We start from the raw sequence: 22,497 nt of genomic DNA on the forward strand, positions 1-22,497 counted from the left end.
CGCGGGTCGAACGCTCCACACGAGCAGGCGCGGGCGTGAGCCGGGGCCGGACGCCCGGATCAGGTGTGGGTCGGGAACCCGAGGTCGACGCCGCCGTGGCTGGGGTCGAGCCACCGGGTCGTGACGACCTTCCCGCGCGTGAAGAAGTGCACCCCTTCGGCGCCGTGCGCATGGGTGTCGCCGAACAGCGACTGCTTCCACCCGCCGAACGAGTAGTAGGCCATCGGCACCGGGACGGGCACGTTGATCCCGACCATACCGACCTCGACCTCGTACTCGAAGCGCCGGGCCGCACCCCCGTCGTTCGTGAAGATCGCCGTGCCGTTGCCGTACGGGCTCGCGTTGACCAGGGCGAGGCCCTCGTCGTAGGTCGCCACACGAAGGACGGACAGCACCGGCCCGAAGATCTCCTCGCGGTAGATCGACATGTCGGTGGTGACGCGGTCGAAGAGGGTCGGGCCGAGCCAGAAGCCGCCGGCGTCCCCGTCGGGCTCGACCAGCCGCCCGTCGACCACGAGGTCCGCGCCTCCGTCGACGCCCGCGCCGACCAGCCCGACGACGCGGTCCCGGTGCTCGGCGGTGACCAGCGGCCCCATGTCGCAGCCCCGTCGGCCGTCCCCGGTGCGCAGCCGGCCGATCCGGTCCGCGATCCGCTGCACCAGCGCGTCGCCCACCGGGTCGACGGCGACCACGGCGGAGATCGCCATGCACCGCTCGCCCGCCGAGCCGAACCCCGCGTTGACCGCTGCGTCGGCGGCCAGGTCGAGGTCGGCGTCCGGCAGCACGAGCATGTGGTTCTTCGCCCCGCCCAGGGCCTGCACACGCTTGCCGTGCGCCGTGGCCGTCTCGTAGACGTGCCGGGCGACCGGGGTGGACCCGACGAACGACACGGCACGGACCGCCGGGTGGGTGAGCAGGGCGTCGACGGTGACCCGGTCGCCGTGCAGCACCGTCAGGACGCCGTCGGGCAGGCCCGCCTGCTGCCAGAGCCGAGCCATGACCATCGACGCTGACGGGTCCTTCTCGCTGGGCTTGAGCACCACGGCGTTCCCGGCGGCGATCGCGACCGGCACGAACCACAGCGGCACCATCGCCGGGAAGTTGAACGGGCTGATCACGGCGACGACGCCGAGCGGCTGCCGCACCGAGTGCACGTCGACCCCGGTGGACACCCCCTCGGAGTACCCGCCCTTGAGCTGGTGCGGGATCCCGCAGGCGAACTCGACGACCTCGAGGCCCCGGGTCACCTCGCCGAGGGCGTCGGAGAGCACCTTGCCGTGCTCGGCGGTGATCGCGGCGGCGACCTCCTGCGCGTGCGCGGCGAGCAGCTCGCGGAAGGCGAACAGCACCCGGGTCCGCTGGGACAGCGACGAGCGGCGCCACTCGGCTGCGGCCTCGACGGCCGTGCGGACCGCGTGGTCGACGACGTCGGGGTCGGCGAGGTCGACGCGGGCCGTCACCCGGCCGACGGCCGGGTCGTGGACCGGACCGGTGCGGTCCGTCGGTCCGGTCCACGGCTGACCGCTGATCCAGTGGGTGATGTGTTCCATGACGACGAGTATCGACGGTCAGAGGCCGGTTTGGCGACGGTTTCCGCGCGACCGGTGGAGATCGGGTGCGCGGCGCCGCGCTCGGGTACTAGTGCCAACGTCCGATGGTGCGGCGTACCGCGCGGGCGGGAGAAAGGACACGTCAGAACACCCGTCGTCCGAGGAGTCGTCATGAAGCGCATGCTCGTGTTCACCGCAGCAGCAGTGTTGGTTGCCACCCCCGCCGTGGCGGGCCTGGTCGGCAACAGCAGCCTCAGCCCGTCGGTCCCCGTCGTCCGTCCCGCTCAGGCGGTCGTCATCGACGATCACGGGGGGCTCACCGATCGGGACGACCGGACCGAGGTCGGGGACGACCGTGCAGTGCAGGGAGCCGCGAGCAGCCCGTCCGCGACGCCCACCCCGACACGTTCGCCGGAGGTCGGGGATGATCACGGGGGGCTCGCCGATCGGGACGACCGGACCGAGGTCGGGGACGACCGGGACGTGAACGGTGGTGCCACGGCGCCGGTGCCCGGCCCCGTCGCGACGTCGTCGGCGGACGACTCCGGTCACCACGGCGGAACGTCCGGCGGCGGTGCGGACGACGGTTCGGGTCACGACGTCGGCGACGATCACGGTGGTCATGGCACCGACGACTGACCCGGCAGGCTCGGGCGGCGCGGACGTCGGGGCGGACACCCCTAGGGTGAGCGACGTGCGCGCCGTCGATGAGCCTGCCGACGTCCGGTGGATCACGCTGGGCCGGGGCGGCGAGAGCGGTGTCCCGAGCGAGCAGCGCCCGGTCCGGACGTGGCGCGTCTTCGGCCAGCTGATCGCCGCCGCCGGGGTCGTGCTGGTGGTCGTCGCCCTGCTCGGCCTGACGGCCAGCCGCCGGATCGCCGAGCAGGAGTCGGTCAACGACGCCGCCCGACGGACCGACCTGATGGCCGACGCCGTCGTCCAGCCGGCCCTGCTCGACGGGGTCGTCGACGGGGAACCTGCCGCGCTCGCGGCGCTGGATGCCGTGGTGCGCGACGGTGTGCTCGGCGGCGGGATCGTCCGCGTCAAGGTGTGGGACGGCGACGGCCGGATCGTCTACTCCGACGACGACCGGCTGGTGGGCCGGGTGTTCCCGCTCGGCGACGACGAGGCTGAGGTCCTGGTCCGCCCCGCCACAGAGGCCGAGGTCAGCGACCTCGACAAGCCGGAGAACGTCTATGAGCGGGGGCAGGGCAAGCTCCTGGAGGTGTACCGCCCCGTGTGGACGCCGGACGGGACGCCCCTGCTGTTCGAGACGTACAGCCGCTACGACGTCGTCACCGACCGGGCCACCGCACTGTGGCGAGGGTTCGCCGGGATCACCGTGACGAGCCTCCTGCTGCTCATGGCGCTGATGCTGCCCGTGCTCTGGACGCTGCTCGACCGGCTGCGGCGCGGTCAGCAGCAGCGCGAGGTCCTGCTGCGACGCGCGGTCGAGGCGTCTGACGACGAGCGCCGACGCATCGCCGCGACCCTGCACGACGGGGTGGTCCAGGAGCTCGCCGCATCGTCGTTCGCCTTGGCGGGTGCAGCGGAACGAGCGGAGAGGTCTCGCGCACCGGAGCTCGCCGAGCCGCTGCGTGGCACTGCGGAGACGGTGCGCGCGAGCATCAAGGGGCTGCGCTCGTTGCTCGTCGAGATCTACCCGCCCAGCCTGCAGACCTCCGGGCTCGCCACTGCACTGGCCGACCTGGTCGGGGGCCTGGCGGCCCGGGGCACCGAGGTGCGTCTCGACCTGGCGGAGGACGCGACCGGCGGGCTGCCGGCCGAGCGCGAGCAGGTGATCTACCGCGTCGCACAGGAGACCGTGCGCAATGCCGTCGTCCACGCCAGTGCCGACGAGGTGCTCGTCCGGCTGTCGCGGGACGGCGGCGACGTGGTCCTCGAGGTGGCCGACGACGGAGTTGGCTTCGATGTCCCTGCGATCCTCTCGGCTCCGTCCGAGGGACACTTCGGTGTGCGTCTGCTCAGCGATGTGGCGACGTCGGCCGGCGCGCTGCTCGAGGTGCGGTCGGCGCCCGGCCACGGGTGCCGGTGGCGGCTGACGGTGCCAGCCGAGGGGAGGGACGCATGAGCGACCACGACGTGACGGTGCTGCTCGCGGACGACCACCACCTTGTCCGCTCCGGGCTGGCTGGGCTGGTGGACAGCGTCGACGGGATGCGTGTCGTCGGCCAGGCGGCCGATGGCGCGGAGGCGGTGTCCCTGGCGGCCGAGCTGCTGCCTGCGGTCGTGCTCATGGACCTGTCCATGCCGGTGCTGGACGGCGTCGAGGCCACGCGCCGCATCGTCGCCGCGCAACCTGACGCGCACGTCGTGGTCCTCACGTCGTTCTCGGACACCACCCGGGTCGGTGACGCCCTCGCCGCGGGTGCCGTCGGCTATCTGCTCAAGGACTGCGACCCGCGCGACCTGATCGCAGCGGTGCGGTCCGCCGCACAGGGCTACGCGCCGCTGGACCCCCGGGTCGCCCGGGCGCTCCTGCCGACCACGACCGTGTCGCCCGCTGACCGGCTCAGTGTGCGCGAGCTGCAGGTGCTGCGGCTCATCGGCAAGGGCATGGCGAACAAGCAGATCGGACGAGCGCTCGGGATCAGTGAACGCACGGTCAAGGTGCACGTGGGCCACGTCTTCCGCCAGATCGGCGTGACCGATCGGACGAGCGCCGCTCTGTGGGGGAAGCAGTACCTCCCCGACGAATGACGACTTCCTGTCACGACCAGGACCTGCACCGACAGGCCGCCACGCGTGCTGGTGCCGGGAGCCTGTGCTGGTGCCGGGAGCCTGTGCTGGTGCCGGGAGCCTGAGCGGGGTCAGACGTCCAGGAACCGCACCAGCTGCGCGGCCGCACCGGTGTAGGACGCTGGCGTCATCGCGCCCAGGCGCGCCGCGACGTCGTCCGGCAGGCCGAGACCGGCCACGAACCGCCGCATGTCGTCCCCGGTGATCCGGCGGCCGCGGGTCAGCTCCTTGAGCCGTTCGTACGGGTCGGCCATCCCGGGTACCCCGGCGACCCCGGCCGCGCGCATCGCGGACTGCACGGCCTCGCCGAGGACCTCCCAGTTGGCGTCCAGGTCGCGCGCCATGGCCGCGGCGTCGACGTCGAGCCCGGCCAGGCCGCGACGCACGTTGTCGATGGCCAGCAGCGAGTGTCCGACGGCGGGGCCGATGTTGCGCTGGGTCGTGGAGTCGGTCAGGTCCCGCTGCATGCGTGAGGTGACCAGGGTCGAGCCGAGGGTGTCGAGCAGGGCGCTGGACAGCTCGAGGTTGGCCTCGGCGTTCTCGAACCGGATCGGGTTGACCTTGTGCGGCATCGTCGAGGAGCCGACGGTGCCCTGGCCGCGCACCTGCGCGAAGTAGCCGAGCGAGATGTACGTCCACATGTCGGTGGCGAGGTTGTGCAGGATCCGGTTGAACCGCGCCATGTCGGCGTAGAGCTCGGCCTGCCAGTCGTGCGACTCGATCTGGGTCGTCAGGGGGTTCCAGGTGAGCCCGAGGTGCTCGACGAAGGTCCGCGAGATCGTCACCCAGTCGGCACCCGGCACGGCGGCCAGGTGCGCGCCGTACGTCCCGGTCGCGCCGTTGATCTTGCCGAGGTACTCGGCGGCCTCGATCCTGCGCAGCTGACGGGTGAGCCGGTGGGCCAGGACGGCGAGCTCCTTGCCGATCGTCGTCGGTGTGGCCGGCTGGCCGTGCGTGCGGGCGAGCATCGGCACGGCGGCGTGCTCGCGAGCCAGTGCGGCGACGTCCGCCACCAGGAGCTTGGCGGCCGGCAGCCACACCCGCCGGACGGCGCCCTGGACCATCAGCGCGTAGGCCAGGTTGTTCACGTCCTCGCTCGTGCAGGCGAAGTGCACCAGCTCGGTGACCCGCGGCAGGACGGTGTCCTCGCCGAGCGTCCTCGGTGCCACCGCGAGGCGGTCCTTGAGCAGGTACTCCACGGCCTTGACGTCGTGGACCGTGATCTTCTCGGTCGCGGCGAGCTCGGCGACGGTGTCGGCGTCGAAGCCCGCGACGACGTCGCGCAGGTAGTCGCGCTCCTCGCTGGACAGGGTGGGCGCACCGGGTACGACGTGGTGCGAGGTCAGCAGGATCAGCCACTCGACCTCGACGTGCAGGCGCTCGCGGTTGAGCGCGGCCTCGGACAGGTGGTCGACCAGCGGCGCGACGGTGCTGCGGTACCGCCCGTCGAGCGGGCCGAGGGCGATCGGCGGGCTGATCCGGGCCAGGCTGTGCCGGACGCGGGGCTGCACTGTCTGGTCGACGCCCTCGGCGCTGCCGGCATCGTCGGCGCCGGTTCCGGCGGGAGCGTCGGGCGGGTTCTGCGACATGTGGCAATCCTTCCACGCGGCCCCGTGAGCGGCGGCGGGTGTCCACCCACAGGTGTCCGGCCCGACGGCACCGGGCCGTGTGGAACCATCGGCCTGTGACAGCGAGCCGGACCGTGACGATCCTGGACGTCGCACGCGAGGCGGGCGTGTCGGCGGCGACGGTCTCCCGGGTGCTCAACGGCTCGAGCACCGTCGATCCGGAACTGGCCCGCCGCGTCCGAGCGGCTGCCGCGGCGACCGCCTACGTGCCGAACAGCACCGGGCGTGCCCTGCGCCGGCAGGTGTCGGACACCTGGGCCGCGATCGTGACCGACGTGCAGAACCCGTTCTTCACGGCCATGGTCGCCGCGCTCGAGTCGGTCGCCGTGAAGCAGGGCTACTCGGTGATGCTCTGCAACTCCGACGAGCAGCTGGGCCGTGAGCGCACGTACCTCGAGGCGGCGGTCTCGCAGCGGATGGCGGGTGTCGTGGTGGCGGTGACCTCGGAGTCGGCCTCCGACCTCGGACCGATCAGGGCGGCACGGATCCCGACTGTCGTGGTCGACCGCCGTCTGCGGGACTACCTGGGCGACACGATCCTGGTCGACAACGTCCGGGCCGGCGAGCTGGCCGCCGAGCACCTGATCCAGCACGGCTACCGCCGGATCGCCTGCATCGCCGGCCCGCCCGACGTGAGCACCACCGAGGACCGGCTCACCGGCTTCCGCGCGGCGCTCGAGCGTGCCGGGCACCCGATCCCCGACCGCTGGGTGTGCCGGGCCAACCTCCGGGCTGAGGGTGGCGAGGTGGCCATGCGGTCGTTGTTCAACCAGACCGAGCCGCCCGACGCCGTCTTCACCACGAACGGTCCGCTGACGGTCGGTGCATACCGCGCCATCCAAGCGGTCGGCAGGTCCATCCCGGCAGACGTCGCGCTGCTCGGCGTCGACGACGACCAGTGGACCCGGATGGTCTCGCCGATGGTCAGTGTCATCCAGCAGCCGGTCGGCAAGATGGGTCGGCTCGCGGGGGAGCTGCTCCTGGCCCGGTCGCAGGGCGTCGCCTCCGAGCCGCAGCACATCGTCCTGCGCCCCGAGCTGCTCGTCCGGGCATCCACCGGCCCCCGCACCTGAGGACCCCGGACCTGAGGACCCCGGACCTGAGGACCCCGCACCTCTGCCCCGCCCCTCCTGGCGCCCGCGGTACCAGGTGCCCGAGCGCGGTACCCGGTGCCCGAGCCCGAGCGCGGGTCCGAACCCCGGCCCTTGCCCCGGCGACCGCCGACCCCACGGTGGCTTCGAGGTGGGCCACGAACGGGCAGACGTGGGCTACGCGCAGGGGTGGAGTCGCTCGGACCGTGTCTCAAGGGATTGCTTGACATCTCCGAGCTGGTTGCCTACGGTGCGAGTAATCGATTTCTCACCGCCGAGAGATCACAAGGAGACTCCGTTGTTGACCGGTATCCACCCCCTGCTCACCGGCACCCTGCTGCGTCATCTGGACGCCATGGGGCACGGGGACGCCGTCCTGGTCGCCGATGCGCACTTCCCCGCCGAGCGGCTCGGTCGCCGGGTCGTGGACCTGCCCGGCGTGACCGCTCCGGAGCTGACGGCGGCGATCTGCACCGTCCTTCCGCTCGACAGCCCGTTGGCCGCCCGCCTCATGGCCACCGACGGTTCCGTCGACGCCGAGGCACTGGCCGGTGAGCTGCTCGCGGCCTGTGCGGCGCCTGCCGGCGGCTGGGATCACCTGGCCCGCGAGGACTTCTACGCCGCCGGGGCCGACGCCTTCGTCCTGGTCCGGACCGGTGAGGTACGTCCCTACGGCAACCTCCTGCTGCACAAGGGCCTCGTCCGATGACCAGCGCGGCGACCTCGCCGACCTACTCGACACGCACAGGAGCCTCCGTGAGCCCACCGTTGTCCGACGCCGATCTCGCGCGGGGCCTCGAGGCGGCCTACGCCGCGATGGCGATCGAGTCCGAGGCCATCACGCGTACCCGGGAGGCGGTGCGCGAGGCGCTGCCCGAGGCGATCCGCCTGATCAGCCAGGTTCGGGGCCGGGTCATCGTCTCGGGTCTCGGCAAGTCCGGGCACATCGGCGCGAAGATGGCCGCGACGCTGGCCAGCACCGGCACGCCGGCTCAGTTCGTGCATGCGGCCGAGGCGCTGCACGGCGACTCCGGGATGGCCACCTCGCAGGACGCCGCGATCCTCATCTCCTACTCGGGGGAGACCGCGGAGGTCTGCCAGTTCGCACATATGCTCGCTGTCGGCCACGTCCCGGTCATCTCGATGACGGGCCGACCGGGGTCCACGCTCGCACGGCGGTCGGACGTCCACCTGTCCATCGCCGTCGAGCGGGAGGCCGACCCGTTGAACCTGGCGCCCACGGCATCCACGGCGAGCACCCTGGCGCTCGGCGACGCCCTGGCGGCGGCCCTCATGCAGATCTCGGGCTTCGGCCCGGCGGACTTCGCACTGCGACACCCCGGTGGCTCCCTCGGCGCTCAGCTCGCCGCCGAACCCCGGACCCGCACCGACGACGAGGCGGCACGGGCATGAGCGGCGGGGTCTGCGTCGTCGGCTCGTTCATGATGGACCTCGTGGCGAGCGCCCCACGGCGCCCGCTGCCGGGTGAGACGTTGGTCGGGACCGACTTCGGGACATACCTCGGCGGCAAAGGCTTCAACCAGGCGGTCGCGGCGGTGCGTGCCGGCGCGACGACGTACCTGGTCGGCCGGCTGGGCAGCGACGAGTTCGGCACCTCGTTCCGCGAGGCCATGCGCATCGAGAACGTCCAGTTCGACGGGGTCGTGGTCGACGCCGAAGTGGGGACGGGAGTCGGTCTGCCGGTCGTCGAGCCCGACGGCCAGAACTCGATCATCATCGTTCCGCGGGCCAACCTGCGTGTCGACGTCCAGCAGATCGAGTCGGCCAGACAGACGCTGACCGATGCCGCGGTGCTGCTGCTCCAGCTCGAACTGCCGGTCGGTACGGCTCTGGCCGCGGCCCGGACGGCGCACGGTGCGGGTACGGTCGTCGTGCTCAACCCGGCGCCGTCTGCTCCGCTGCCGGGCGCCCTGCTGGACCACGTCGACGTCGTCGTGCCCAACGAGGTCGAGCTGCTCGACCTGGCCGGACTGCCGGGGGCCGACGTAGGACGGGCCGCGATGGCCCTGCACCGGCAATGGGGCACCGACGTCGTCGTGACCCTCGGCTCGCGCGGAGTGCTGGTCCTGACCGGCGGCGACGAGCCGCGACACGTGCCGGCCCATCACGTGACGGCCCTCGACACCGTCGGCGCAGGCGACACCTTCTGCGGCTACCTCGGCGCAGGCCTGGCGGACGGGCGTCCACTGCTCGATGCCGTCGTCACCGCCAACGCGGCCGCGGCGATCGCCGTGACGCGGCGGGGCGGGGCCGAGGCGGCTCCCCGTCGGCACGAGGTCCAGGCCTTCCTCGAGGTGACCTGGCGCCGGGTCGACGGGCGGCTCCCGGTCGCGGACGGAGGCGGCTCCGACGCCTACGGCACTGCCGCGACGGGTCACGGTTCGGTCCCGACGGGTCACAGTTCGGCAACGTCCTTGACGATCGACCATCAGCGCCTCTAGCGTCAGTAATCGATTTCTCAACGAGGAGGAAGACCATGGCATCCGGCTACGGAAGCTTCGGGAGCAGCCTGCGGGACCTGCCACGCCTGCGCGACCACCGTCGCCTGCGCGAGTCCAGCTGGGACCGCGCGGGCGGGAACGCCGACTTCGTCACGGTCCACCCCGGCGAGACGATCACCCTGGCGGACATCCGGGGGGCCGGCTCCGTCAACCACATCTGGATGACCGTCGCGTCGATGACCGGTGGTCAACCCGAGAGCCGCGACAACGACTACCTGCGCAAGCTGGTGCTCCGGATCTTCTGGGACGGAGCCGACCAGCCCAGCGTGCTCGTCCCGCTCGGTGACTTCTTCGGGGTCGGCCACGCGCGCAGCACGAACTTCGCCTCCGCGCCGCTGCAGATGAGCCCCCAGGACGGCAAGGGCTTCAACTCCTTCTTCCACATGCCCTTCGCCGCCGGGGCGCGCTTCGAGCTGACCAGCGAGTGCGTCGAGGAGGACATGCGCTTCTACTTCTACATCGACTACGACGCCTTCCCCGCGCTCGAGGACGGGCTCGGCCGGTTCCACGCCTCGTGGAACCGCCAGGTCCCGACCGACGGCATCCCGCAGGGGGCGGAGACGAACCCCGAGTACCTCTTCGGCGGCCTCAACCTCGACGGGGCCGGCAACTACACCATCCTCGAGACCCAGGGCCGGGGCCACTACGTCGGCTGCGTGCTGAACATCACCAACCTTCGCGAGACCGCCGACTGGAACTGGTACGGCGAGGGCGACGACATGATCTTCGTCGACGGCGAGGCCTTCCCGCCGAGTCTGCACGGGACCGGGACCGAGGACTACTTCAACACCGCGTGGTGCCCGAGCGAGAGCTACCACGCCCCGTACCACGGCATCACGTTGCCAGGCGGCCCCAACTGGAGCGGTCAGATCTCCACCTACCGCTTCCACATCGAGGACCCGGTCACGTTCACCACCTCGATCCGGGTGTCGATCGAGCACGGTCACGCCAACAAGCGCAACGACGACCTGTCGTCGGTCGCGTACTGGTACCAGGAGACCCCCGCCGCCGGCCTGACGCTGCTTCCCGCAGCCCAGCGCCTACCGAGGCTGGGATGAGGCGCGCGCTCATGGTGATCGGAGCCACCGCGGCAGCCGCGGCACTGGGCGCCTGCTCGCAGGCGGGTACCGGCGACGTCGACACCGACCAGAACAAGCCGTTCGTCCTGACCGGTGTCAGCAACCTCACTGAGGTCGCTCAGCTCACGGGTCCCGGCTCGGCGTTGAACGACACCGACGCCGTGGGGGTGGCCGGCACGGACCTCGGCTCGATGTTCAACGTCGGCGACCGGACCTACTTTGTCTTCGGGGACACGTTCGGCACCCGCGACCCGGACTCGTACGGCGGGCAGGGCGGCAACTGGCGCTCCAACGTCCTCGCGCACACGACCGACGACGACCCGACCGACGGCATCACCTTCGACGGCTGGATCGTAGACGACATCGGCCTGGCCCTCGAAGCCGTCCCCGGCCTGCACGAGGCCGACGGGACCGGTGAGGTCACCAAGATCCCCACGGGCGGGTTCGCCGTCGGGGACACGATGTACCTCGCGTTCATGTCCGTGCACCACTGGGGCGACCCGGGACAGTGGGACGCCAACTACTCGTCGCTGGCCAGGAGCGTCGACGGCGGTCAGACGTGGCAGGTGCTCGACGACGTCCGCTGGCCGGGGGACTCGAACTTCGTCCAGGTGACCACCGCCGAGGTCCGCGAGTCCGGCGAGGACGTCCTCTACTTCTGGTCCATCCCCGCCGGCAGGTTCGGCGGGGTCCAGCTGATGAAGGTGCCGGCCGACACCGCGTCGGTCGAGGACCTCGGCGCGTACCGGTACTTCACCGGGACGGCCGACGACGGGACGCCGCAGTGGTCCTCGGCGATCGACGAGGCGGCCACCGTCGTCGACGGCACGGTGGGCGAGCTCTCCGTGATGTACAGCGACCATCTCGAACGCTGGCTCATGACCTACTCCACCGGCGGTGATGCGGTCATCGCGGAGGGCATCACCCCGTGGGGCCCGTGGTCGGAGCCGCACGTCATCACGACCCAGGCCGAGCACCCGGGCCTGTACGCCCCCTACCTCAACCCCCGGTACGTCGCCGATGACGGTCGAACCGTCTACTTCTCGATGTCCCTCTGGGGTCCCTACAACGTCTTCTGGTTCAGCGTCGATCTCGACGCAGACTTCTGAGTCACCCCACCGGCTCGTCAGCGAGTCATCATCTAGGAGGATGGGCATGCGCTCCACACGAATGCGATTCGTCGGCATCGGTGCCGTCGTCGCGACCGGGCTGCTCCTGGCAGCCTGCAGCGGTACCCCTGCCGGGCCGAGCGATTCGGACGACGGCGAGACCTCGAGCGAGGCGACCGCGTCGGGCGCGACCGAGGTGACGGTCTGGCAGCAGTCGTTCACCGACGAGGAGAACGCCTGGTACAAGGACGTCGTCGACGGGTACAACGCCTCGCAGAACGACGTCGTCGTCAAGCTCCAGGTCGTCCCCGGTGACGCGTGGGAGCAGCGGATGACCGCGGCCCAGGCGGCCGGCAACGCCCCGGACGTCTATACGGCCAACTACGGCGACATCGCGGACGCCGCCCGCACCTCGCAGATCGCCTCGCTCACCGACCTCATCAGCGACGCCGCATGGGACGACCTCCAGGAGAACGTCCGTGACTTCGTCACGGTCGACGGCGAGGAGTACGCCTACCCGATCCTCGTCGAGCCGTCCGCGGTCCTCTACTACCGGACCGACCTCTTCGAGGCCGCCGGCATCGATGGCCCGCCCACGACGTGGGAGGAGCTCATCGCGGATGCGGAGAAGCTCTCGACGCCGGAGGTCTTCGGCGTCCGGCTCGCGCAGAACGCGACAGACATGGCGTGGTCGACGTGGGGCTACCAGCTCAACGCCGCCGGGCAGTACCCGGTCAGCGCCGACTGGTCCGAGGCGTCCGCGACCGAGGCCTACGCGCCCCTGCTCCAGGCCTTCCAGGATCTCTTCGCGTCGGGTGCGCTGCCCCCGGCCGACAGCGTGGGCTACGCCGACGCGACGACCTTCATCGACGGCAAGTACGCGATGATGGCGAACGGCTCGTGGGCCGCGAGCCAGATCCTCGCGAGTGACTCCGGGATCGCGGAGAACGTCGCCGTCGCGGCGATGCCGTCTTTCGACGGCGAGGCCGGGAGGACGACGGCCACCCTCGGTGGCTGGACGCTCGTCGTCGACGCCAAGTCGGACGCCCCAGCGGACGCCGCCGCCTTCATCGAGTGGGCGCTCGGCGGTGACCCGGAGAACGTCATCTCGTTCTTCGAGGCGACGGCGTTCTCCAAGGTGACCGCTCGGGTCTCCGTCGGCGAGGCGATCAATGCGGTCCCCGACATCGACTCGATCAACCCGTGGAACGCCACGATCCAGTCCGACATCGTCCCTTTCGCGCAGGCCGAACCCACCTACCCGTGGAACATCAGCCTCGCGATGGGTGAGGCGATCGAGGCCGCCATGCAGGGCACCCCGGTCGCGGAGGCCCTGGCCGCGGCCGATGCGAAGATCCAGACCGAGATCGAGAACTCCGGCCTCGCCGGAATGGGCTCCTGATCCGACCCGGTGGCGGGTGCGCAGCGCGCGCGCCCGCCACCGGCCCTGCGTCGAAGGCGAAGTGATGAGCAGCGCACCGATGATGTTGATGCACTCGAAGGGCCGTACGGAACCGCGCCGGCGGACGAAGCACCCCGACACCAAGGTTGCGCTCCTCATGCTGGCGCCGGCCATGATCCTCTTGTCGATCTTCGTGCTCTGGCCGTTGGTCTACGCCTGGATCGTCAGTTTCTACACCTGGAGCTTCTACGAGGAGTCCGCGTTCGTCGGGCTCGGCAACTTCCGGATGGTCCTCAAGGATCCGGTGTTCTGGGCCTCGCTCAGGCGGGGACTGACGTTCTCGGTCGTCGTCGTCCCGTCGATCCTCGTGCTGGCGTTCCTCTTCGCCAACCTCGTCAAGACGATGGGGACCCGAATGGCGACGGTGCTCAAGGCCGCGATCTACATCCCGACCGTGATCTCCGGTGTCATCGCCTCGATCGTCTTCGTCCTCATCTACGAGTACCGCCAGGGTGTCCTCAACTGGGTCCTCAGCCTCGTCGGCGTAGCCGACACCGCTTGGTTGGGCAGTGCGCAGACGGCGCTGTACGCGCTGACGCTGCCCGCCGTCTGGCTGGGGCTCGGTCTCGCCTCGCTCATCATGCTCGCGGGCCTGCTCGACATCCCGGAGAGCTACTACGAGGCGGCCGAGCTCGAGGGCGCGGGGTGGTGGCAGCGGACGATCCACATCACGCTCCCGCTGATGAAGAACATCCTGCTGTACCTGCTGGTCACCGGCTTCGTCGGGGCGATCCAGCAGTACGAGCTCCCGCTCGTCATGACGGCCGGTGGACCCACGCAGTCGACGCTGCTGCCCAATCTGCTGATCTTCCAGCACTTCAACAACGACCTCTACGTCGGGTACTCCATCGCGGCCGCGCTCCTCCTCTTCCTCGTGCTCGGCGGCCTGTCCGCAGTGATCTTCCGGCTCATCAACTCGGAGAAGGCGGTGGACGGCTGATGACTGTCGACGCACCCCATGCAGACCCGGCCCGCCTCGTGACCCGCTTGACGCCGCCGCCGACCACGGTCAGGGAACGCAGGACGCGGTCGGCCCGGACGACCAGCCCCGGCTGGTCCGCCGTCCGGTATGCCTTCGCGGCCGTCGTCGTCCTAGCGGCGCTCTTCCCGCTCGCATGGATGGCCATCGCCGGCTTCAAGGCCCGCGACGAGGTCGTCACGTCCCCGTTCCAGTTCTTCCCGGATGTGTGGCAGCCGGAGAACTACCGGGCGATCCTCGCCGACCCCATGTTCGTGCGGGCCCTCGGCGTGACGTTCCTCGGAGCCCTGCTCTTCGCGGCCCTCAGCCTCACGGTGAACTCGATGGCGGCATACGCGTTCGCCCGGCTCGACTTCGCCTTCAAGCGCACGCTCTGGGTCGTGACGATCGGCACGATGTTCATCCCCGGCATGGCGATCCTCCTGACGTCGTACATCGTCGTCACGCGGATGGGCATGCTCAACACGATGGCGGTCCTCGTCGTTCCCGGGGCTACAGCCGGCGTGCACATCTTCTTCATCCGGCAGTTCTACCTGGGCATCCCGACCGCGATCGAGGAGGCCGCCCTCATCGACGGCGCCGGGCGCTGGACGATCTTCACGCGGATCTTCCTGCCGATGTCCAAGCCGGTCTTCGTCGTCGTCGGCATCACGTCGTTCCTCGCGTTCTGGAACGCCTACGTGTGGCCGATCATGACGATCACCGACCCGGAGAGCTCGCTCGTCCAGATCCAGCAGTACCTCGCGACCTTCCGCTCGGACCGCCGGGTGGAGTACGGCATGCTCATGGCCGGGTCGACCCTTGCCGCGACGCCGGTCATCGCGATCTTCCTCGTCTTCCAGCGCTACATCATCAGCGGTATCCGGATCTCGGGCATCAAGTGAGGCCCACCCAGTCCCGAGGCTCGGAGAGCACGATGGCAGGACGCCGCATCCCGCACGCCGACGGCCGGCACGTCGCGATGCCGCTCGGCGGGATCGGGACCGGCACGGTCGCGGTCGGCGCCGACGGGGGGCTGCGCCAGTGGCAGTTCCACCACATCGGCAACCACCACGGTGACCTGCCCGGTTCCTTCTTCGCCGTGCGGGCGACCCAGTGGGAGCCGGCGGTCGACGAGCTGCGGGTCCTGCAGGCCCGACCTGTCGACGGTCCGCCGACGCCCATGGTCGACGACGATGCGGTGCCGGACTGGCAGCGACGGCTCGCCGGACGGTACGGCGTGGACGGTGCCACCTTCAGTGCGGTCTACCCGCGGGCCAGCGTCGAGCTGCACGACACCACCTTGCCCGTGCGGGTCACGATGGACCTGCAGAACCCGCTGGTCCCGCTGGACACAGACGCGTCGTCGCTGCCGGTCGTGATGGCGACCTTCACGCTGCACAACCCGACCGCTGTCCCGGTGCACGGGCTGCTCGGCGGTGCCCTGCAGAACGCCGTGGGCTACGACGGCGTGACGCCCGTCGACGGCGTCCGTGCCTCCTGCTACGGCGGCAACACGAACCGCGTGCTGCGCTCGGGCGGCTGGACGCACGTCCTGCTCGAGAACCACACCCTGCCCGCGGAGCATCCCGGGGCCGGCCAGATGGTGCTGGCGGCCGACGACCCGAACGCGACCGTGCACCTGCAGTGGCGTGACCCCGAGGAGTTCTTCGCGTTCCTGCGCGGGCGCGCCATGGGGGCGGACGTCGAGCGGCTCACGATGACACCGACGGTGGCGGACCACCAGGTCGGTGGCCCGACGTCGCTGCACCGGCCGAGCGCACCCGGCGAGACCTGGAACGCCGGCGTCGCGGTCCCGTTCTTCCTCGAGCCCGGGGCGACGACGACGGTCCGGCTGCTCCTCACCTGGCACTTCGCGAACCGGTACGTGGACTTCCCGCAGTTCGGTCCCGGCCACCCGCAGTGGGGACCCACCCGGTTCTGGCTGGGCAACCACTACGCACTTGCCCACGAGGACGCGCTCGCCGTGGCCCGGGACGTCGAGGCCCGGTGGACCGGGCTGACCGGGGCCACTAAGGCCTGGACCGAGCTCCTGGCCGATGGCGCGCTCGACGCGACGGCCGTCGAGCACCTCGCGGCGCAGGCGGCGATCATCCGCAGCCCGACCTGCTTCCGGACGGCCGACGGGGCCTTCTTCGGCTTCGAGGGGGTCAACGGCGCCTCGACCCGGGGGCACGCCGGTGATGTCGGCGGCTCCTGCCCGCTGAACTGCACGCACGTGTGGAACTACGCGCAAGGGGTGGCACGTCTCTTCCCCGAGCTCGAGCGAAGCATGCGGACGACCGAGCTCGGGATCATGCAGGCGCCGAGCGGGACGCTCCCGCACCGGGTCGTCGTGCCGACGTACCTGCCCCAGCTCTGGGACGTCCCGATCGGTGGTCCCGACGCACCGGCCCTCGACGGGATGCTCGGCACGGTCCTCAAGACCTACCGCGAGGTGCGCAACGGAGCCGGGCTCGACTGGCTGAGGCGTTGCTGGCCTGGGGTCCGTCGACTGCTGAGTCATGTTCGGTCGACGTGGGATCCCGCGGCGACGGGCGTCCTGCGTGGGGTCCAGCCGTCGACACACGACATCGACCTGCGCGGCGTCAACAGCTTCATGGGCAGCTTGTGGCTCGCTGCGCTGCGCGCCGCCCAGGAGATGGCCTTGCTCGTCGACGGGTCGGGGGACGCAGAGCTCGCAGCCGAGCTGTCCGCGCTGTTCGAGCGGGGCAGCGACGCGTACGACACCTTGCTGTTCAGTGGTGAGTACTACGTCCAGGTGCTCGATCCCGGCGAGGTCCGGGAGTTCCAGTGGGAGCAGGGCTGCCTCGCCGACCAGCTCATCGGCCAGTGGTGGGCGCACCAGCTCGGCCTCGGCTACGTCCTGCCCCGCGAGCACGTGGTCAGCGCGCTGCGCGCGGTCGTGCGGCACAACCTCCGGACCGGCTTCGACGACCTCGTGCATCCGTTCCGGGTCTTCGCCGACGGCGACGACACCGGGCTGCTCATGTGCACCTGGCCGACCGGCGGCCGCCCCGAGGTGCCGACCCGGTACTGCGACGAGGTCTGGACGGGCAGCGAGTACCAGGTCGCCGCGCACTGCCTGCACGAGGGGCTGATCGACGAGGCCACGGCGATCCTCGACGGCGTGTGGGCGCGCTATGACGGTCGGCGGCGCAACCCCTACAACGAGATCGAGTGCGGCGACCACTACGTCCGGGCGCTCGCCGGCTGGAGCGTGGTCGACGCGATGACTGGGCAGCAGTGGGACGCCGTGCGGCGGGACCTGACCGTCAAGCTGCCCGACGACGATACATGGTTGCCGGTGGTGCTCGACACCGGATGGGGACGCGTCGGCCGACGTGGCGGGGAGATCGTCGTCGAGTGCCTGCACGGCTCGATGGCGATCGAGGGCCTCACGGTCACCCTGGAGGCTGCGGGCGGTGCCTCCACCGAGTCCCGTCGTCGGCTCGACGTAGGCGACGGCATCGTCGTCACGCCGGGTGCCCCGGCGACGACCGACCTCGATCGGTGACCGGGTGTCAGCTGTCCGCGAGACCTCCGACTTCGGTGAGATGCTGCGCTGAGCGGGAGATCTCGTGGGAGAACGGCGATCCGGGGGCCGGGTGGCCGATGATGGGGCGGTGGACCGGTCGACGACGGCGGGCGCCCCGGCTGCGCGGGGTCGTGGCCCGGGCCTGCCCGGGGCAGCGACGATCGGTGGCCCACCCGGACGCCGCAGCGCAGGGGTCGTCGTGCTGCTCGGGGTCGCGGTCGTGGCGAGCGCCCTCGCGGGTCCGTGGGACCCGCAGACCCGCACGGCGCTCGAGTCCGGGTCCGCCGAGGAACCATTCGTCCCCCCTGAGCCGGTGCCGACCACCGATCCCCTGATCGAGGCGCTCGAGCAGATGGACGTCGAGCCGTGGGACCTGAGCTGGCTCTGGCTGGGCCTTGCCGGGCTCGTCGCCTGCGCCCTGCTCTACTTCCTGGTGCGCTGGCTGCGGTACCTCCGGCCGCCGCACGTCGACGGGCCGCCGGACTCCGCCGGGATCCTGTCCGGTGGCCTGGTCCTCCGGGACGACGTCGTGCCCGACCTCCCGACCCTGCGCGAAGGGCTCGAGGGTGCCGACGAGCACCTGCGCTCGGCGCAGCGGCCGGCGGACGCGATCATCGCCGCCTGGGTCGCGCTCGAGGACGCCGCCGAGCGGTCGGGCATCGCGCGGGAACCGGCCTCGACACCCACCGAGTTCACCGTCGAGGTGCTCGACCGCGCGCCGGTCGACCCGGCGGCCACCCGGACGCTGCTGGCCCTGTACCTGCGGGCCCGCTTCAGCGAGGAGCAGATGGTCCCGGGCGACGTCGCGGTGGCCACCTCGGCGGTGCGCGCGCTCGCGGACGCCCTCGCGCGCGAGCCGGACGAGCCGGCTGAGCCGGACGGGCAGGCTGGGCCCGATGGGCCGGACGGGCAGGCTGGGCCGGATGGGCCGGACGGGCAGGCTGGGCCGGATGGGCCGGATGGGCCGGACGGGCAGGCTGGGCCGGATGGGCCGGATGGGTCCGACGAGCCCGGTCGGCCGGAGCCGACATGACCCGGCCGCGGATCGACTACCGCCCGTTCGTCTTCGGCCCGGTCGCGGGGCTCGCCCTGTGGGCACTGGGCCTCCGTCCGCCCGACGCCCTGATCGCCGGCCTCGTCGTGCTCGTGCTGACCATCGTCCTGGTCTCGCTCGACGTCGGCGAGGACGACGACTGGGTCGAGGGCCGGGTCGAGGAGTCGGACGGCACGCGCCGTGAGATCTCGGCTCTGACCTGGTCGTTCGTAGGTCGGGACGGGCGGGTCTCCGAGATGGCCGTCCGCCGCCTGCGTGCGGTGGCGGGCCGGCGCCTGGCCCGGGTGGGCGTCGTCGTCCCTGGTGGGCTGCGGCCGGTCAGCTCGAGCACCGCGGCCCCGGCGGACCCGGACGGCCAGCGTCAGCGCGCCCGTGCGCTGCTCGGCGACCGGGCGTGGCACCTGCTGACCGGCCCCGGCGGTCTGCTGCCCTCGCTCGCCGACGTGGCGCACTGCATCGATGCCATCGAACGTCTTCGACCGGCCCAGCCCGCACCTGCAGTCCAGCCCGCACCGGCAGCCCAGCCCGCACCCGCAGCCCAGCCCAGTGAGAGGCCCGACCCGTGACCGTCCCGCCCGCATCCTCCGGCGCCAACCCCACCCCCGACGCGGTGCCGAGCCCGGGCGACGTCGCCCGGCTCTGCCATGCCGTCCTGACCGAGGTGGGCACGGCCGTCGTCGGCATGCACGAGACGCTGCGGACGGCCCTGGCCGCGATCCTCGCCGGCGGCCACGTGCTGTTCGAGGACGTGCCCGGTCTGGGCAAGACCTTGGCCGCGCGCAGTCTCGCGACGGCGCTGGGGCTGGAGTTCCGTCGCATCCAGTGCACGCCCGACCTGCTGCCGTCCGACATCACCGGATCGGCGGTGTGGGACCCGGAGCGGTCGGCGTTCCGGTTCCGGCCGGGACCGGTCTTCGCCGGGCTGCTGCTCGCGGACGAGATCAACCGGACCGCACCCAAGACGCAGTCCGCGCTGCTCGAGGCGATGGCCGAGCGGCAGGTCACCGTCGACGGCACGACCTACCCGATGGCTCGCCCGTTCCACGTCATGGCGACCTCCAACCCCGTCGAGTACGAGGGCACCTACCCGCTGCCCGAGGCGCAGCTGGACCGGTTCATGGTGCGGCTGGCCGTCGGCTACCCGACCCGGGAGGCCGAGACGGACGTCCTGGCCCGGCGCCTGGAGCGCCGGCACGAGGAGGCGCCGGTGCGTCGGGTCGTCGACGCGCGGACGCTGCTCGCGATGCAGGCCGGTGTCGAGGCGGTCCGGGTGGACCCCGACATCCTGACGTACTGCGTCGACATCGCCGCAGCCACCCGCAGGCACGAGGCGGTCGAGGTCGGTGCCTCGCCGCGCGGTTCGCAGGCCCTGGTGCTGGTCGCCCGGGGGATCGCCGTCCAGGCCGGACGACGGTTCGTCGCACCGGAGGACGTCAAGGCGGTCGCTGTGCCCGCGCTGGCGCACCGGATCACGCTGACACCGGCCACCTGGGCGGCCGGTGTCGCACCGGAGGACGTCGTGCGCGAGGTGCTGGGCCGGGTCGCGGGCCCGACGACCGTGCCGGTGACCGGATGACAGCTCCCGCGCAGCCTGGCCACCCCGAACGGTCGTGGGTCGTGGGCCAGCCGCTGGCCTGGACGCTCGGCACCGGCCTGACCCTGGTCGTGCTCGGCGCGATGGCCGGCCGGCCCGACGTCGCCGTCGTCGGCGTCGCGCCCGTCATCGCCTCCTTGTGGGCTGTGTGGGTGCGCCCGCGCGGTCGGGTGTGGGTGGACGTCCAGCGACCCGATCTCTGGGCCGAGCTCGACGGTGCGGTCGCCGGCGCGGCCGAGCGCGCCGCCGGCGGCGTCCGAGGCGTCGGTGCCCACGTGCCGACCCTGCACGCGCCGGGTGTCGAGCGGGGTCCCGCGCCGGGCACCGACCGGGCGCCGGGCGGTCCGCTGGTCGCGCGCATCGTCCTGGCAGCGCCGCCGGGCACCGAGAGCGTGCGGATCCGGGTGAGCAGATCGGGTCACGCCCCGACCGAGGCGCTGGTCGACGTCCCGCTCACGCGGGAGATCGGCGTCTCGGCGTCCTCGGTGCGCACCGGGTCGCAGGAGCTCTTCCGGGTCGAGCACCAGGGTCTCGGCCCCGGGGCGCAGCTGACCGGACCGTCGAGCACCACACCCCCGCAGCGCGTGCTCGTTCTGCCGCGCCCGCGGACGATGCCTGCGCTGCCCCTTCCGCTGCGGCTGCGCGGACTGAGCGGCCAGCACGAGTCCCGGCGTCCGGGTGAGGGCGGCGGGCTGCGCGACATCCACCCGTTCATGCCGGGCGATGCGCCGCGCCGGATCGACTGGAAGGTCACCGCGCGGCGCTCGCCGGGCCTCGAGCAGCTGTACGTGCGACGCACCATGGCCCTGGCCGAGGCGATGGTCGTGCTCGTCGTCGACTCCCGGGACGACGTCGGGCCCGACCCGGCGACGTGGAGCGGGCTGCGCCTGATCCGGCCCGACGACGCGACGTCGCTCGACCTGGCCCGGCAGGCGGCGGCGACCGTCGCGCAGGGCTACCTGACCGTCGGTGACCGGGTGGGCGTGGAGGATCTCGGGGTGCGCCGGCGCGCCCTGCGGCCGGGGACCGGCCGGCGCCAGCTCGATCGCGTGATCCAGCAGCTCGCCCTGCTGCGCCCCGAGGGCGACCCGCCACGACGGCTCCGCCCACCACGGCTGTCACCGGGCGCCCTGGTGTACCTCTTCTCGACGTTCCTCGACCAGGAGGCCGCCGACCTGGCCCAGGTGTGGCGACGCTCGGGTCACCGCGTGGTCGCCGTCGACGTGCTGCCACGGTTCCGCGAGCAGGGGCTGGACGTCCGTGAGTGGCTCGCCCTGCGGATCGTGCGGATCGAGCGCGAGGACCGGCTCGCCGAGGTGGTCGGGGCCGGTGCGGAGCTGCTGCACTGGGCGGACGCCGACGCTTCCGCGCTCCACCTGCAGCAGCTCGCCCGGCAGTCCCACCACCGACCCGGTCTGAGGTTCCGGCGATGAGCCGCTGGGAGCTGCGAGCCCGCGTGCGCGAGCTGGCCGGCCTGCCGCCGGCACCACCGCGTGACGGGCTGCCGGCCGTGCCGCCACCGCCGCGCATCGAGCTGGACCTCCGCGGCGCGGTGCCCGGCTCGGTCATCCGCGCGCTGCCGCCGTTCCTGGTCTTCGTGTGCGGCGGGCTGGCCGGTGGCGGGCCGTTGGTGTGGGTGCTCGCCGTGGTCGCGGCCGTGCTCGTCGCGTGGCGCCCGGTGTGGCCCGCGGCTCCGCTCTTCGCGCTCTACGTCGGCATCTGCGTGTACGTCGGCCCGGACCTGCTCGGGGCCGGGCGCGGCGGTGCGGCCGCTGCCGGCGGTCTGATGCAGGTGGCCGGCCTCGTGCTGTGCGTGCACCTCCTGCTGCGGCTCACGGCCCTGTCCGCGCACGTCGGCTGGCGGACGCTGGTCGAGGTGCCGGTGATCGTGCGCGTCGCGCGGTCGGTGCTGGGCATCCAGGTCATCGCCCAGTCCTTGGTGCTCGCCGTCGTCTGGCTGCGCTCGGGGGTGGGTGGCACGGTGGCCGGTCAGGAGTGGTTGCGGCTGCTCGCCGTCGTGGCCGTGGTCGTCGGCGTGTTCCTGGTCGTCCCGCGCACCTGGCTGGTCCGCCGGGACGCCACGCGAGGTGGCGGTTCGTCGCCCGACCGGGTCGGCTGACCGCGGACCCGT

Annotated in this window: 20 protein-coding genes; 18 read left to right on the forward strand and 2 right to left on the reverse strand. The window is 71.9% G+C overall.

Features of this window, described 5'->3' with window-relative positions; translation table 11 throughout:
- Positions 1 to 59: 59 nt before the first annotated feature.
- Entirely contained in the window at positions 60 to 1,550 is a 1,491-nt protein-coding gene (locus K415_RS0107295) for a CoA-acylating methylmalonate-semialdehyde dehydrogenase (RefSeq protein WP_024286420.1), read from the reverse strand.
- Positions 1,551 to 1,721: 171 nt separating this feature from the next.
- Here K415_RS0107295 and K415_RS0107300 point away from each other — a divergent pair, with 171 nt between their 5' ends.
- Genes K415_RS0107300 through K415_RS0107310 form a run of 3 tightly spaced genes read left to right on the forward strand, consistent with a single transcriptional unit; the run spans position 1,722 to position 4,271 of the window.
- On the forward strand, positions 1,722 to 2,189 hold the full coding sequence (locus K415_RS0107300; protein WP_024286421.1) for a hypothetical protein: 468 nt from the start codon (positions 1,722 to 1,724) through the stop codon (positions 2,187 to 2,189).
- Positions 2,173 to 3,642: a histidine kinase gene (locus tag K415_RS0107305; protein WP_155859391.1), complete on the forward strand. Its 1,470-nt coding sequence runs from the start codon at positions 2,173 to 2,175 to the stop codon at positions 3,640 to 3,642. Before K415_RS0107300 ends, K415_RS0107305 begins: the two co-directional genes overlap by 17 nt.
- Positions 3,639 to 4,271 carry a response regulator transcription factor gene (locus K415_RS0107310; RefSeq protein WP_029663327.1) on the forward strand — a complete coding sequence of 211 codons (633 nt, stop codon included), beginning with the start codon at positions 3,639 to 3,641 and terminating at the stop codon, positions 4,269 to 4,271. The genes K415_RS0107305 and K415_RS0107310 overlap by 4 nt, the downstream gene beginning before the upstream one ends.
- A gap of 110 nt (positions 4,272 to 4,381) precedes the next feature.
- On the opposite strand, the gene purB is transcribed toward K415_RS0107310, so the two are convergent.
- A complete protein-coding gene (gene purB / locus K415_RS0107315; protein ID WP_024286424.1) occupies positions 4,382 to 5,899 on the reverse strand; it encodes an adenylosuccinate lyase in 1,518 nt (505 codons plus the stop codon).
- 113 nt (positions 5,900 to 6,012) lie between these two features.
- Here purB and K415_RS0107320 point away from each other — a divergent pair, with 113 nt between their 5' ends.
- The 15 genes from K415_RS0107320 to K415_RS0107390 all read left to right on the forward strand — a co-directional run bounded on the left by K415_RS0107320 (position 6,013) and on the right by K415_RS0107390 (position 22,485).
- Positions 6,013 to 7,011, forward strand: coding sequence for a LacI family DNA-binding transcriptional regulator (locus K415_RS0107320; RefSeq protein WP_034662274.1), 999 nt, complete (start codon positions 6,013 to 6,015; stop codon positions 7,009 to 7,011).
- Between the two features lie 319 nt (positions 7,012 to 7,330).
- Positions 7,331 to 7,738, forward strand: a complete 408-nt coding sequence (locus K415_RS0107325) for an RbsD/FucU family protein (RefSeq protein ID WP_231494845.1) — start codon at positions 7,331 to 7,333, stop codon at positions 7,736 to 7,738.
- A gap of 47 nt (positions 7,739 to 7,785) precedes the next feature.
- The gene (locus K415_RS0107330; RefSeq protein ID WP_024286427.1) at positions 7,786 to 8,442 is read left to right on the forward strand and encodes an SIS domain-containing protein; all 657 of its coding nucleotides are present in this window, start codon (positions 7,786 to 7,788) and stop codon (positions 8,440 to 8,442) included.
- The gene (locus K415_RS0107335) at positions 8,439 to 9,491 is read left to right on the forward strand and encodes a ribokinase (protein WP_024286428.1); all 1,053 of its coding nucleotides are present in this window, start codon (positions 8,439 to 8,441) and stop codon (positions 9,489 to 9,491) included. The genes K415_RS0107330 and K415_RS0107335 overlap by 4 nt, the downstream gene beginning before the upstream one ends.
- 35 nt (positions 9,492 to 9,526) lie before the next feature.
- Positions 9,527 to 10,609, forward strand: a complete 1,083-nt coding sequence (locus K415_RS0107340) for a glycoside hydrolase family 172 protein (protein ID WP_024286429.1) — start codon at positions 9,527 to 9,529, stop codon at positions 10,607 to 10,609.
- Complete coding sequence (locus K415_RS0107345) at positions 10,606 to 11,739, forward strand: DUF4185 domain-containing protein (RefSeq protein WP_029663331.1); 1,134 nt, start codon at positions 10,606 to 10,608, stop codon at positions 11,737 to 11,739. Before K415_RS0107340 ends, K415_RS0107345 begins: the two co-directional genes overlap by 4 nt.
- Positions 11,740 to 11,785: 46 nt before the next feature.
- On the forward strand, positions 11,786 to 13,141 hold the full coding sequence (locus K415_RS0107350; protein ID WP_024286431.1) for an ABC transporter substrate-binding protein: 1,356 nt from the start codon (positions 11,786 to 11,788) through the stop codon (positions 13,139 to 13,141).
- Positions 13,142 to 13,205: 64 nt separating this feature from the next.
- Positions 13,206 to 14,141: a carbohydrate ABC transporter permease gene (locus tag K415_RS0107355; RefSeq protein ID WP_081785195.1), complete on the forward strand. Its 936-nt coding sequence runs from the start codon at positions 13,206 to 13,208 to the stop codon at positions 14,139 to 14,141.
- Positions 14,141 to 15,064, forward strand: coding sequence for a carbohydrate ABC transporter permease (locus tag K415_RS0107360; protein ID WP_024286433.1), 924 nt, complete (start codon positions 14,141 to 14,143; stop codon positions 15,062 to 15,064). Before K415_RS0107355 ends, K415_RS0107360 begins: the two co-directional genes overlap by 1 nt.
- A 32-nt stretch (positions 15,065 to 15,096) precedes the next feature.
- The gene (locus K415_RS0107365; RefSeq protein ID WP_024286434.1) at positions 15,097 to 17,697 is read left to right on the forward strand and encodes a GH116 family glycosyl-hydrolase; all 2,601 of its coding nucleotides are present in this window, start codon (positions 15,097 to 15,099) and stop codon (positions 17,695 to 17,697) included.
- Positions 17,698 to 17,806: 109 nt separating this feature from the next.
- Positions 17,807 to 18,751, forward strand: coding sequence for a DUF4129 domain-containing protein (locus tag K415_RS22625; protein ID WP_024286435.1), 945 nt, complete (start codon positions 17,807 to 17,809; stop codon positions 18,749 to 18,751).
- Positions 18,748 to 19,338 (forward strand): hypothetical protein, encoded by a 591-nt coding sequence (locus tag K415_RS0107375; protein WP_024286436.1) that lies wholly within the window; start codon positions 18,748 to 18,750, stop codon positions 19,336 to 19,338. The genes K415_RS22625 and K415_RS0107375 overlap by 4 nt, the downstream gene beginning before the upstream one ends.
- A gap of 44 nt (positions 19,339 to 19,382) precedes the next feature.
- Entirely contained in the window at positions 19,383 to 20,348 is a 966-nt protein-coding gene (locus K415_RS0107380; RefSeq protein WP_029663336.1) for a MoxR family ATPase, read from the forward strand.
- The gene (locus K415_RS0107385; protein ID WP_081784935.1) at positions 20,345 to 21,799 is read left to right on the forward strand and encodes a DUF58 domain-containing protein; all 1,455 of its coding nucleotides are present in this window, start codon (positions 20,345 to 20,347) and stop codon (positions 21,797 to 21,799) included. Before K415_RS0107380 ends, K415_RS0107385 begins: the two co-directional genes overlap by 4 nt.
- Positions 21,796 to 22,485, forward strand: a complete 690-nt coding sequence (locus K415_RS0107390; RefSeq protein ID WP_024286439.1) for a hypothetical protein — start codon at positions 21,796 to 21,798, stop codon at positions 22,483 to 22,485. Before K415_RS0107385 ends, K415_RS0107390 begins: the two co-directional genes overlap by 4 nt.
- Positions 22,486 to 22,497 lie beyond the last annotated feature (12 nt).

Source organism: Cellulomonas sp. KRMCY2 (assembly GCF_000526515.1).
Classification (GTDB): Bacteria; Actinomycetota; Actinomycetes; order Actinomycetales; family Cellulomonadaceae; genus Actinotalea.